This is a genomic window from Ciceribacter sichuanensis (assembly GCF_024055605.1).
Lineage (GTDB): Bacteria > Pseudomonadota > Alphaproteobacteria > Rhizobiales > Rhizobiaceae > Allorhizobium > Allorhizobium sichuanense.
In genome coordinates this window covers 20,977-32,409 of the sequence record NZ_JAMXLX010000010.1, presented here as the reverse complement: position 1 = coordinate 32,409, position 11,433 = coordinate 20,977, and the positions used below count along the sequence as shown (strand labels likewise).

The window sequence follows — 11,433 nt, the reverse complement described above, 5'->3', positions numbered from 1 at the left end:
CAAGGAACTGCATGATGCCGGGCACATGGATGACAACTCGGGCATGGCTGCTCATGCTGCCATTGCTTGTAGTAATGACCGCCGTGATCGGCTGGCCTCTGTTCGATACCGTTCGGTTGTCTCTTACCGACGCCAAGCTGGTCGGCACCGAGGGAACATTTGTAGGCTTCGCCAACTATGCCAAGTTGATCGGGAACGCCGGTTTCCAACGGGCACTTGTTACCACGACATTCTTTGCCGTCATATCTGTAGCCGTGGAGATGGTTCTTGGCGTGCTGACGGCCCTGTTACTCAATCAGCCATTCCATGGACGAACTGTCCTGCGCGCCCTTCTCATTCTGCCCTGGGCGCTACCAACGGTGGTCAACGCCACGTTATGGCGCCTCATCTACAATCCGGAATACGGTGCGCTCAACGCAGCACTGACCCAGATCGGCCTGCTTGACGCCTATCGTTCCTGGCTGGGCGAACCCGGGCTGGCGCTTGCCGCGCTCATTGTCGCTGACTGCTGGAAGAATTTTCCGCTTGTGGCGCTCATCGCACTTGCCGCCTTGCAGGCTGTACCGCGCGATATCACTGCAGCGGCGCTTGTCGACGGTGCCGGCGCATTCAACCGTTTCCGCCACGTAACACTTCCCTATCTCGTCGGCCCGCTTCTGGTGGCTCTGGTTCTGCGAACCATAGAAGCTTTCAAGGTCTTCGACATCATATGGATCATGACACGCGGCGGGCCGGCCAACAGCACCCGGACGCTGTCCATCCTCGTCTATCAGGAAGCCTTTTCATTCCAAAGAGCAGGATCAGGTGCATCGCTGGCGCTCATCGTCACCCTGATCGTGACATTGCTCGCCATCGTCTATGGCACCCTGGTGCGCAAAACTGCGGGAGCGGCGTGATGGAAAGACAAAGCCGCGCCTTCTCGATCTTTGTCCATTGTGCGGCCTTGCTGCTTGCTGCCGTGATTCTGGCACCGATCGCCTGGCTCTTCATCATGAGCATTTCCTCTTCGGCCGACCTTTCCGCACGGCCGTTGCACTGGTGGCCTGATACGATCGACCTGTCGCGTTATGCCACACTCCTGACGCCTGTAACGAACAGCGCAGGTGCAGCCTTCACGGCAGCGCTTGTCAACAGTCTGATGGTATCTGGCCTTGCCACGATCGCGGCCATGGCGATTGCGGTTCCCGCCGCCTGGGCGGTATCGCGTACGCCTTCCGTGTCCTGGTCGCTGCACGCGGTCATCGCCACCTACATGTTGCCGCCGGTCGCGCTGTCGGTCCCGCTCTACATGGCCTTGGCGGCCCTGGGCCTGCTGAACTCCGTGTTCGGGTTGGCGTTGATCTATCTGACGATTCTTGCGCCCTTCACCACATGGCTTCTGAAGTCGGGCTTCGATTCCATCCCGCGTGAGATCGAAAGCGCAGCGATGATGGATGGCGCGCGTCTTGACCAGATACTGCGGCTCATCACGTTGCCCCTTGCTGCCCCGGTTCTCGCCACATCCGCTCTTTTCGCCTTTCTGCTGGCCTGGGACGAATTCTTCTACGCGCTGCTCTTCACCTCCGACATGCGCGCCAAAACCCTCACCGTCGCCATCGCGGATCTCGCCGGCGGCCGTGTCTCCGACTACGGATTGATCGCAACGGCCGGTGTCATTGCCGCCCTACCGCCCGTGCTGATCGGCCTTCTCATGCAACGAGCCCTGATTTCGGGGCTTACCAGTGGCGGCGTTAAAGGTTGAACATGACAGATATTTCCAATCGGCCGGCGGGGCTTGTTGCAATCGACCGCGAGATGGCTCGACAGCATGCCGACGCTCTTGCCTCATTCGAGGCGAATGCGGAAGCAGGCCGAAAGATCGCGGCCTCGTTGAAGGCCACCGGGCGCCTCTTGCTTCTTGGCATGGGCGGCTCCCATGCCGTCAGCCGCGCCGTGGAGCCGCTTTACCGGTCGCTCGGCATTGAAGCCGTGGCACTGCCATTATCTGAGCAGCTTGGCCAACCGTTGCCGCTCGCCGGCAGGACCATTCTCGTCACGTCCCAATCCGGCGAAAGCGCCGAAGTCATACGCTGGTTTTCTGAGACCGGCGGGACACCGGACACCTTCGGCCTCACGATGGAAGGCAGTTCCTCCCTCGCCCGTTCCACCACATCCCTGGTAGGGCTCGGGGGAACCGAACTGGCCTTCGCCGCGACCCGCAGCCTGACGATTACCTTCGCCCTGCATCTCGCCATTCTTGCTGGGCTCGGCCTCGATCCTTCCTCGGCACTGCAGGCGCTCAAGACACCGCAGACACCGGACATCGATGCGGCTCTGGCAAGCTTCGCCGATATCGACGTGATCGTCACATCGGGGCGGCGGTTGCAGGGGCTTGCCGAAGCGATCGCGCTTGGCCTGACCGAGTTGTCGCGAATGCCCTGCTTCTCTCTCGAAGGCGGACAGCTTCGTCACGGCCCCATGGAAATGCTCGGCCCGAAAGTTGGCGTGGTCCTCTTCCGCGCGGATGACGCTACAGCGCCACTCGTCGCAGCCATGGCAACCTCCGCCGCCGAGGCGGGCTCGCCCGTCATCGTCTTCGACGCATCGGGCCTTCCCCCGATTGAAGGCGTCAAGACCGTCGCATTCCCACCAGCCAACGGGATGACGGCGATCCTCGCGATGCTGCCGGTCGCGCAGAGCTTCATGGTGGCTTTCGCCGACGCGCGCACCCCGAATGCAGGAACCCCCTTGCGTTCCTCCAAAATCACCCGCAGCGAGTAAACCGAATGCGTCCACTTGCCGCCATCGGCAACGTCAATGTCGATCTCATTCTCGGTCCCGCAGCCCCTTGGCCCAAAGTGGGCACGGAAATCATCGTGGATCATTACGAACTCCGGGTTGGTGGCTGCGCCGGCAACAATGCGCTCGTATGGGACGCGCTCGGCGTGGACTATTGCGTCGCCGCAAGCGTCGGAAATGATCAGTTCGGAACATGGTTGCTGCAGAGCTTTGGCGAAAAGGCGAAGGCATGGCCGGTCGAACAGACCGGAACGACCCTCTCAATCGGCATCACGCATCCTGACGGAGAGCGGACCTTCTTCACCACTCGCGGGCATCTGCCGGTGTTTCGCCTCGCTTCCGTATTCGACATACTCGACGGAGAGTCCTTGCGGGGCGGATATATGCTGTTGTCGGGCGCATTCCTGATGGATGCGCTCGCGGAAGAATACGACCGTCTTTTCGACTGGGCGGATGCCCACGATATCGCTGTCGCTCTCGATACGGGCTGGCCCATGGAAGGCTGGAATGAGGACAACAAGCGCCGGACAACGAACTGGCTGCGGCGCTGCCGCCTTGCGCTCTTCAACGAAATCGAGACCACAACGCTCACCGGTATTTCGGACCCGGTCGAAGCCGGGCGGAAGCTGAAAACCATCATGCCTGACGATGCCATCGTTATCGTGAAGCGCGGCGCCGATGGGGCAACGGTTCTCGATCCATCCGGCACTGTCATTGGCGCGGAAGCGCGGGCGGTTACGGTCGTTGACACGATCGGTGCCGGTGACGTCTTCAACGCTGCCTTTCTTGCGGCGCTGGCAGCTGGCCTGCCACTCAAAACCTGTCTTTCGACCGGCGTTGCCGTCGCTACAGAGGCAATCTCAACCTTGCCTCGCAGTTACGGCGATCTTCCGTCAGCCATACTTCAGGATAACAGACCATGAGTGCACTCGAAATCCGGGGAATTCGCAAGCAGTACGGCGACTTGCAGACATTGAAGGGTATAGACATCGCGCTTGAGAGCGGGGAATTCCTCGTTCTCCTGGGATCGTCTGGCTGCGGCAAGTCCACACTTCTCAGCATCATCGCCGGCCTTGCCGAACCCACAGCCGGAGACGTGACGATCGATGGACGCTCCATCCTGTCGGCCCACCCCAAGGACCGCGACATTGCCATGGTGTTCCAGTCCTACGCGCTCTATCCGAACATGAGCGTCGCGCGTAACATCGGATTTGGGCTGGAAATGCGCAAGACGCCGGCAAGCGAGCGCGAAAAGGCGGTGCTGGAAACAGCGAAACTTCTGCAGATCGAGAATCTTCTCGACCGCAAACCGGCGCAGCTTTCCGGAGGCCAGCGTCAGCGTGTGGCCATCGGTCGAGCGCTGGTGCGCAATCCCCGCGTATTCCTCTTCGATGAACCCCTGTCCAATCTCGATGCGAAACTGCGCATGGAAATGCGCACGGAGATCAAGCGTCTGCACCAGATGCTGAAAACCACGGTCGTTTACGTCACACACGATCAGATCGAAGCTATGACGCTCGCCACGCGGATCGCCGTCATGAAGGACGGGCGCATCGAACAACTCGGTACCCCGGAAGAAATCTACAACCAGCCAGAAACGCTCTACGTCGCGGGGTTCGTCGGTTCGCCGCCAATGAACATACTCGATGCGATCGCTGTAAACGGCGGTCTGCGGATCGAAGGCCTCGAGGAGATAATCCCGCTTCCCGCCCGCTTCGGGAGCGCTATTAGCGAAGGTCACGCCGTGAGGCTCGGAATTCGTCCGGAAGCCCTGAAGGTCTCTTCCGACGCGCCAGGCCTAGTTTCTCTACCTACGCGAGTTTCCGTGGTTGAACTTACCGGGCCCGAAAAGGTGGTCACGGCACAGGTGGCAAACCGTTCCATTACCGCCTGCCTGCCGGCCAACGCCTCTGTCCAACCCGAAAGCCAATGCGTATTTTCACTCGATGTCGACGCCTTGCATGTTTTTGACGCAGCCACAGGCCGCACCATGGCACATCGACCGTCCTGAACCTGGATCGAACCGGATTTGGCGGTGTGTTTCGGCATGCAAATATTGTGCGCCGATATGGACTGCGTCCCCGAGGGTGGACAGACAGGCTTGATGAATTGACCAGGTTTGTCGGGTTTCCGAAAGTGGAGCCCGTAGCAAGACATCGTCGTCACGGTATCGAGTTCAAACGGGAGGTCGCGCAGGAGTTTATCGCGGGCGAGACGCTGCATGGTCCGGCCAAACGCCACGACGTGTCGCGCAACCTGATCCGAATTTGGGCGCACAAGTATACCGCGGCTCACAATATGCTCTGCCCAGCTTTGTCGGGATGCGCTGGCCGGCGGTGATCTGGTTAGGTCAATGGGCCGCAGAGGCAATCCCTATGATACCGCTGGAGCACATCCATTGAACGCGGAATCGTTTTGAGGATTCCTTTGCTGACGAAAACTTGATTCGCTTGCTCCGACTGTTGATATGGTCGGAGGGAACATGACTCGAGCTTTCAGCGACGATCTTCGTAGCCGCGTCTTGGCTGCATCCCGTGATGGTATGGCGGCGCGCTCGGCGGCGGCTCGATTTGGGATCGGCATTTCGACAGCCATCGCCTGGATTGCCAGTGCGCGGCAGGGGCAGATGACGCCAGCGAAACAGGGACGACGTGGCGGCACGCGGATTGATGCCCACGAGGATTACATCGTCGGTATGATAGAGGAGGCAAAGGACGTCACGCTCAATGAGATGGTCCTGCGGCTGGCCGAAGAGCGGGCGGTCTCCATTGGCCGCAGCGGGCTTGATGTCTGGCTGCGAAAGCGTGGCTGGACATTCAAAAAAAGACCGCACATGCATTGGAGCAGGAGCGCCCCGACCTTCTAAAGCGCCGTCGGGACTGGTTCGAGGGACAACTCGATCTCAATCCGGCACGTCTCGTCTTTATCGATGAAACAGGCCTGAGCACAAAAATGTCCCGGCTTCGCGGACGGGCTATTTGCGGAGAGCGGTGCCGTTCCCCGATCCCGCACGGACACTGGAAAACGACGACATTCACCGGAGCACTCAGGCTTTCGGGCATGACCGCACCCATGGTCCTCGACGGCGCGATGAACGGGATCGCGTTTCTGGCCTATTTTGAGCAGGTTCTCGTTCCAACCTTGGCACCGGGCGACATCGTCGTCATGGACAACCTGCCTGCGCACAAAGCCGAAGGTGCGCGCCGTGCAGTCGAAGCGGTGGGATGCCGACTGCTCTACCTCCCGCCATACAGCCCAGACTTCAATCCTATCGAAAAGGCATTCGCAAAACTGAAGGCGGTCTTACACGCAAAGGCCGAGCGGACCGTCGATGCTCTTTGGGATGCGGTCGGCCAAGTCGTCACCATGTTCGAACCGAAAGAATGCGCCAATTACTTCATATCCTGCGGATACGATCCCGAGTAAAGTGGACGCGCTCTAGTGTAAAATCAGCTCTACGAACTCGTGGCTCACTGACCCGGATTCATTCCAAGACCCACTCTCACCAATCTTTGCCCTTACCGTCCGCTGGCAGGACCGGGACATGCCGGTCAACGCGGCGATCGACAGGCGAACAACGGCTTTTCTTGGTAAATGCCCTCGACCTCGCCATCGTCTCCATGGCCGGAAATTATGGCGCTCCGGCCATCGCCCAACCGCTGAACAACATCCTTCATCCCGTAGGTATGTACGGCTGTCCCGTTGCGGGCATCCGCGCCTGAAAAGCCTGCTGCAAATGGGTGAGAAAGGCGCGTACCGCCGGATTGGAGCGGCGGCTTTCCGGCCAGACCGCTGTGATATTGTCCCGCTTGACCGCATAGTCGGACAACACCGGCACCAATTCTCCACTCGCCACATAGGGCGCCGCGACGAAATCCGCACTGATGCCGATGCCGCCGCCGGCGACAAGCGCGGCAATGTGCGCCTCACTGGCGTCCACGATAATGCCGGACTGCGGTGCCAACTCGATATCGCGGTCACCGGCGCGAAAAGGCCAGAGCATCACAAGACCGGTGCTTTGATATCGGAGGCTTACGGTATCGTGTTCCTCCAGTTCATTCGGATGCGAGGGAGTGCCACGCGCAGTCAGATAGTCCGGCGACGCGAAACAGCAGAAGATGTGGGGTGCCAATTTGCGTGACAGAAGTCGCGAGTCAGCGAGGTCGCCGATCCGTACGGCGACGTCCATCCCTTCCTCGATGATGTCGATGAACCGGTCGCTCAGACGCAGATCGACCACGACCTCGGGGTAGCGCTCTCGAAATGCCGGGAGGGTGGGAGCGATCATATGGATGCCGATGGGCAGCGATGCAGCGACCCGCAGGGTGCCCGATGGTTCCGAGCGCGCGGACTTTGCCGCCTGCTCGATTTCCTCCGCCGCGCTCAACAATCGCAGGGCACGTTCATGCAGATCGCGACCTTCAGGAGTGAACCTCAGCGAACGGGTTGTACGGGTGAAGAGGGAGACACCCAGGTTCTGCTCCAGCCGCTGGATGCTCTTGCTGACGGCCGAGGGGGAAATCGCCAACGACCGGGCGGCGGCAGTGTAACTCCCCATTGACCCAGCACGGGCAAAGGCGATCAGGCCCGTCAGTCGATCGAGCGCTATTTGTTCCTTCATGGCATTACTAAAGCGATTTTTGACGACATTATCAAGCTAGGCGTCCTTCGTCATATCTCCTCAAACGAAATGAAACTGATGGAGTAAGCGATGATCGATACTATGAAAGCCGTTCGGCTGTATGCGTTCGGCGGTCCCGAAGTGCTGCGGTATGAGGATGCTCCCCGGCCTGTTCTAGGTTCGGGCGAGGTGCTGGTCCGGGTTTGCGCGGTCGGCCTGAACCCGCCGGACTGGTATCTCCGGGACGGCTATCGATCGCTTCCGCCCGAATGGCGGCCTAATCCCACCTTTCCGCTCATACTCGGATCGGACGTATCTGGCGTTGTCGAGGCGGTCGCCGACGGCGTGGAGGATTTCAATATCGGCGATGAAGTCTACGCAATGGTGCGATTCCCGGCCAATGTGATGGAGGGCAGCAAGGCCTATGCCGAATATGTCAGCGTGCCCGCATCGGAACTGGCGCGCAAACCATTAGGCATCGATCATATTCATGCGGCGGGCGCTCCCATGTCGCTGCTCACCGCCTGGCAGTTCCTGATCGAGTTGGGTCACGACGAACCCAATCCGTTCCAATCGTACAGGCATGCTCCACCCCGGCTGGAAGGCAAGACCGTTCTGGTGAACGGCGCCGGGGGCGGCGTCGGGCATCTGGCCGTGCAACTCGCCAAGTGGAAGGGCGCGCGCGTCATCGCCGTTGCATCGGGCAAGCATGAAGGATTGATGCACGACTTGGGCGCCGACCAGTTCATCGACTACACGCGAATGGCGGCAGATGAGATTGCGCGCGATGTCGACCTCGTTCTCGATTCAGTGGGCGGTCCGGGCACAGGCCGTTTCATTCACACCCTGAAGCGGGGTGGCGCCCTGTTCCCGGTTTACCCGCTGGGTTTTACCGGCCACGAGGAAGCCGAAAGGCTGGGAATCACGGTTTCGACAACCCAGGTCCGTTCCAGCGGCGCACAATTGACCGAGGCCGCCCGCCTGCTCGACGATGGCACCATCCGCATTATCATCGACAGTACGTTTGCCCTGGCAGAGGCTGCACGAGCACATGAGCGAGCCGCTCGCGGCAACATTCAGGGCAAGATCGTTCTCACTGTGGCGTGATGCGAACACAACGCCTCCGTTCGTCCCCGAAGCTGACGAACGGAGGATCTGAGAACACAAAGGATACAACAATGCTGATCGTAACAGGACACATACACGTCGAACCGTCCGACAGGGACGAGTTCACCGCCGATATTCAGGCGCTTGCACGCAGCAGCGGGCAGCGTGACGGGAACCTTTTCTATGCCGTTGCAGTGGATGATCGCGGAGCCGGACGGCTGCTCGTCGTTGAACGATGGCGGGATCAGGCTTCCCTTACCGCTCATCTTCACGAGCCCGATACTCGTGAATTCGTGATGCGATGGCAGGGTCGCATGAGAGCAGACATTCGCAAATACGATGCCAGCAACGAGCGGCCCCTCATGGAGGGATAAGGCGAAGGGCTCCTCAGCCGGGAGGAGAGGAGAGAAAACGGCGGTTTCTGGCGGTAAATCGTTCGTAGAATTGGCCGTTTTGACCAAGGTGACAGCACACCCTGGGATTAGAACGCCGATTAAAGGAGGGCTATGGCGTAGATGTAGTTCTCATCATTACCCGGTACGGTGCACCAATCAACACCGCGCTTATCATGGAACATTGGGACGAACTCCCGCGCCTTGCCGCCTCATCGAGATCGAGCGAACTGGCCAGGGCATTGCGAGAACTCGGCCGCATTGAGCGAACCCTATTCATGACCGAATGGTATTCGACGCCGGCACTTCGCCGGCGTTGTCAGGCCGGCCTCAACAAGGGCGATGCCAAGCGCAAGCTGAAACGCGCCGTCTTTTTCCACGAGCGGGGCGAAATCCGTGATCGTTAGGATCGGGATCAGAGAGGTAAGAAGTAGAGACGCCACCGCCCCGTTGAATGTCAATACGGCACGGCGGGAGGGCAAGAAACGCCAAAAGGAAACGCCAAGCGCGGCCCACGCGACAACGCTTATGAAAGTCATCCCGCCGAATACGACCGCAAAAAAGACTGCACGCTGAAAGTGCCTAATCTGTCCCATTGTGCCGTAAGTGACGACAGCACCACCCACCATGATCAATAGCTTTGGATTGATAAACTGAACGAATGCCCCCTGCACGTATTCGTGACCGGTTTGGGGAAACAAAACCATGTCACCCGACGAATAGTGGAGGTTGAGCCTATGAAAAGGAGACCTCATGTTGTCGTACGGCCGAAATCTCATTCATCTGACGATCGTTGCCTCCAGCCTCGCCTACTCTGAACCAGCCCGAGCCGGCGAAATGTTCACGCCCGATGGCGTTGCCATCCATGGCTATGATCCGGTGAGCTATTTTACCGATGGAAAACCCGTTAGGGGTTCCGCCGCCTTCACCACGATCTACAAGGGTGCGACGTTCCGATTTGTCTCCAGGGCCCACCGTGACCTCTTTGCGGCCGACCCCGAGCATTACTCCCCACAATATGGCGGCTTCTGCGCTTATGGAACGGCCCGGGGATACAAGGCGACAACGGAGCCGCAAGCCTTTTCGATCGTCGATGGCAAGCTCTACCTGAACTACGACGACGAGGTGGCCAAGACCTGGAGGAGCGACAGGCAGGCCTTCATCAAACGGGCTGATGAAAACTGGGACAAGGTGAAGACACAAGCCGCCCCCTGAACTGCATGACCATGGTACCCAGCCGTCGGCATGCACTTCATCCTGCCGGCTGGGTGCCTTGATGAGCTTGCCGGACGCTGCGGTCTATCCCGATGCGGACTGACCAACAGGCAGCAGAGCAGCCCGCTCCGCCTCTTCAAGCAGTCGAATGACATGGTCGCGGTCCTGATCGACATGCGGCGGCGCAAGATCGAAGCGAACGGGTGTGGCCGACATCTTCAGGGGATTGCCGAGAAGACGAATATCCGGCCCCTGATCGCTCTTCATCGTCACGACCATTTCACGCGCCAGAGTGTGAGGATGGTTGAACACCTGATCGAGCGTGGCAACGCAACCGGCAGGTACCCCGACCTCCGTCAGGCGTTCCTCCCATCGCTCCGCGCTTTCCTTTGCTAGCGCCTGCGATATCAACTGGTCCAGAACCTCGACGTTGACCACGCGGTCGCGATTGCGGTGGAAGCGCGGATCATCCGCAAGCCCGGGAGAGCCGATGACAGCGCAGAACCTTGTGAACTGCCGGTCATTGCCGACGGCAACGGCCAACTCACCTGCGGCAGTGGGGAACGTCTGGTAGGGCGCGATATTGGGATGACGATTGCCGATGCGCCCGGGAACCCTGCCGGAAGCGAGGTGACCGGTTGCGGCATTAATCAGCCAGGCGACCTGCGCATCGTAGAGGGCGAGATCGATGAACTGACCTTCACCAGTCCGGTCGCGGTGCCTCAGCGCTGCCAGGATGCCCACTGTCGCATACATGCCGCACATCACATCGGCGATACCGAGCCCCACCTTGAGCGGGCGTCCGCCCACTGCGTCAGGCTCGCCGGTAATGCTCATGATACCGCCCATCGCCTGCACCAGAAAATCATAGCCTGTCCGACGGGAATAAGGTCCGGTCTGGCCGAAGCCGGAGATGGAGCACCAGACGATATCCGGCTTTGTCATCCTGATATCGTCGTATCCAAGGCCACGCCGAGCGAGATCCCCCGGCTTGTAGTTTTCGATGACGACATCGGAAATGGCAGCCAATCGCCTCACAAGCGCCGCTCCCTCATCCGTGGCAAGGTCGATGGCGATCGAACGCTTGTTACGGTTGGCACAAAGGAAATATGCGCTGAGATCGCTATCCTCGCCGTCCTCATCCGGGATGAAGGGCGGCCCCCATCCGCGCGTATCATCGCCCACCCCTGGCCGCTCGACCTTGATGACCTCCGCGCCGAGATCGGCCAGCAACTGCGTTGCGGTCGGGCCGGCGAGTATGCGTGACAGGTCAAGAATACGCAGTCCATCGAGACTGCGGGGAAAAACCTTTTCAGACAT

11 protein-coding genes and 1 pseudogene are annotated in these 11,433 nt (G+C 59.8%); 10 read left to right on the top strand and 2 right to left on the bottom strand.

Features of this window, described 5'->3' with window-relative positions; all coding sequences use genetic code 11:
• The first annotated feature begins 14 nt into the window (after window positions 1–14).
• The 6 genes from NBH21_RS22540 (at window position 15) to NBH21_RS22510 (ending at window position 6,204) form a co-directional block, all read left to right on the top strand.
• Window positions 15–896: a carbohydrate ABC transporter permease gene (locus NBH21_RS22540; RefSeq protein ID WP_250913043.1), complete on the top strand. Its 882-nt coding sequence runs from the start codon at window positions 15–17 to the stop codon at window positions 894–896.
• Window positions 896–1,741 carry a carbohydrate ABC transporter permease gene (locus tag NBH21_RS22535; RefSeq protein WP_250913042.1) on the top strand — a complete coding sequence of 282 codons (846 nt, stop codon included), beginning with the start codon at window positions 896–898 and terminating at the stop codon, window positions 1,739–1,741. The genes NBH21_RS22540 and NBH21_RS22535 overlap by 1 nt, the downstream gene beginning before the upstream one ends.
• A complete protein-coding gene (locus NBH21_RS22530; protein ID WP_250913041.1) occupies window positions 1,738–2,760 on the top strand; it encodes an SIS domain-containing protein in 1,023 nt (340 codons plus the stop codon). Before NBH21_RS22535 ends, NBH21_RS22530 begins: the two co-directional genes overlap by 4 nt.
• Before the next feature lie 5 nt (window positions 2,761–2,765).
• Complete coding sequence (locus NBH21_RS22525) at window positions 2,766–3,701, top strand: PfkB family carbohydrate kinase (protein ID WP_250913040.1); 936 nt, start codon at window positions 2,766–2,768, stop codon at window positions 3,699–3,701.
• Window positions 3,698–4,789, top strand: coding sequence for an ABC transporter ATP-binding protein (locus NBH21_RS22520; protein ID WP_250913039.1), 1,092 nt, complete (start codon window positions 3,698–3,700; stop codon window positions 4,787–4,789). Before NBH21_RS22525 ends, NBH21_RS22520 begins: the two co-directional genes overlap by 4 nt.
• A 471-nt stretch (window positions 4,790–5,260) precedes the next feature.
• Window positions 5,261–6,204, top strand: a protein-coding gene (locus tag NBH21_RS22510) for an IS630 family transposase (RefSeq protein WP_250913038.1) whose coding sequence is annotated in 2 segments (ribosomal slippage) — window positions 5,261–5,597 and window positions 5,597–6,204 — 945 coding nt in all. Because the reading frame shifts where the segments join, the coding sequence is not laid out codon by codon here.
• A 247-nt stretch (window positions 6,205–6,451) separates the two neighbouring features.
• On the opposite strand, the gene NBH21_RS22505 is transcribed toward NBH21_RS22510, so the two are convergent.
• Complete coding sequence (locus NBH21_RS22505) at window positions 6,452–7,399, bottom strand: LysR family transcriptional regulator (RefSeq protein WP_250913037.1); 948 nt, start codon at window positions 7,397–7,399, stop codon at window positions 6,452–6,454.
• A gap of 90 nt (window positions 7,400–7,489) precedes the next feature.
• Here NBH21_RS22505 and NBH21_RS22500 point away from each other — a divergent pair, with 90 nt between their 5' ends.
• The 4 genes and pseudogenes from NBH21_RS22500 to NBH21_RS22485 all read left to right on the top strand — a co-directional run bounded on the left by NBH21_RS22500 (window position 7,490) and on the right by NBH21_RS22485 (window position 10,113).
• The gene (locus NBH21_RS22500) at window positions 7,490–8,506 is read left to right on the top strand and encodes an NADP-dependent oxidoreductase (RefSeq protein WP_250913036.1); all 1,017 of its coding nucleotides are present in this window, start codon (window positions 7,490–7,492) and stop codon (window positions 8,504–8,506) included.
• 71 nt (window positions 8,507–8,577) lie between these two features.
• Entirely contained in the window at window positions 8,578–8,880 is a 303-nt protein-coding gene (locus tag NBH21_RS22495; RefSeq protein ID WP_250913035.1) for a putative quinol monooxygenase, read from the top strand.
• Between the two features lie 176 nt (window positions 8,881–9,056).
• Window positions 9,057–9,302 (top strand): annotated as a pseudogene (locus NBH21_RS22490) (Tn3 family transposase); the annotation flags it as partial.
• A 349-nt stretch (window positions 9,303–9,651) separates the two neighbouring features.
• Window positions 9,652–10,113, top strand: a complete 462-nt coding sequence (locus NBH21_RS22485; RefSeq protein ID WP_250913034.1) for a YHS domain-containing (seleno)protein — start codon at window positions 9,652–9,654, stop codon at window positions 10,111–10,113.
• Window positions 10,114–10,197: 84 nt separating this feature from the next.
• On the opposite strand, the gene NBH21_RS22480 is transcribed toward NBH21_RS22485, so the two are convergent.
• Window positions 10,198–11,433, bottom strand: coding sequence for a CaiB/BaiF CoA transferase family protein (locus tag NBH21_RS22480; protein ID WP_250913033.1), 1,236 nt, complete (start codon window positions 11,431–11,433; stop codon window positions 10,198–10,200).

What these genes read in the sequence shown, in the direction of transcription:
- NBH21_RS22495 (WP_250913035.1), top strand. Translation starts at nt 8,578, where the DNA reads ATGCTGATCGTAACAGGACACATACACGTCGAACCGTCCGACAGGGAC.
- NBH21_RS22525 (WP_250913040.1), top strand. Translation starts at nt 2,766, where the DNA reads ATGCGTCCACTTGCCGCCATCGGCAACGTCAATGTCGATCTCATTCTC.
- NBH21_RS22500 (WP_250913036.1), top strand. Translation starts at nt 7,490, where the DNA reads ATGATCGATACTATGAAAGCCGTTCGGCTGTATGCGTTCGGCGGTCCC.
- NBH21_RS22540 (WP_250913043.1), top strand. Translation starts at nt 15, where the DNA reads ATGCCGGGCACATGGATGACAACTCGGGCATGGCTGCTCATGCTGCCA.
- NBH21_RS22505 (WP_250913037.1), bottom strand. Translation starts at nt 7,399, where the DNA reads ATGAAGGAACAAATAGCGCTCGATCGACTGACGGGCCTGATCGCCTTT.
- NBH21_RS22520 (WP_250913039.1), top strand. Translation starts at nt 3,698, where the DNA reads ATGAGTGCACTCGAAATCCGGGGAATTCGCAAGCAGTACGGCGACTTG.
- NBH21_RS22480 (WP_250913033.1), bottom strand. Translation starts at nt 11,433, where the DNA reads ATGTCTGAAAAGGTTTTTCCCCGCAGTCTCGATGGACTGCGTATTCTT.
- NBH21_RS22535 (WP_250913042.1), top strand. Translation starts at nt 896, where the DNA reads ATGGAAAGACAAAGCCGCGCCTTCTCGATCTTTGTCCATTGTGCGGCC.
- NBH21_RS22485 (WP_250913034.1), top strand. Translation starts at nt 9,652, where the DNA reads ATGTTGTCGTACGGCCGAAATCTCATTCATCTGACGATCGTTGCCTCC.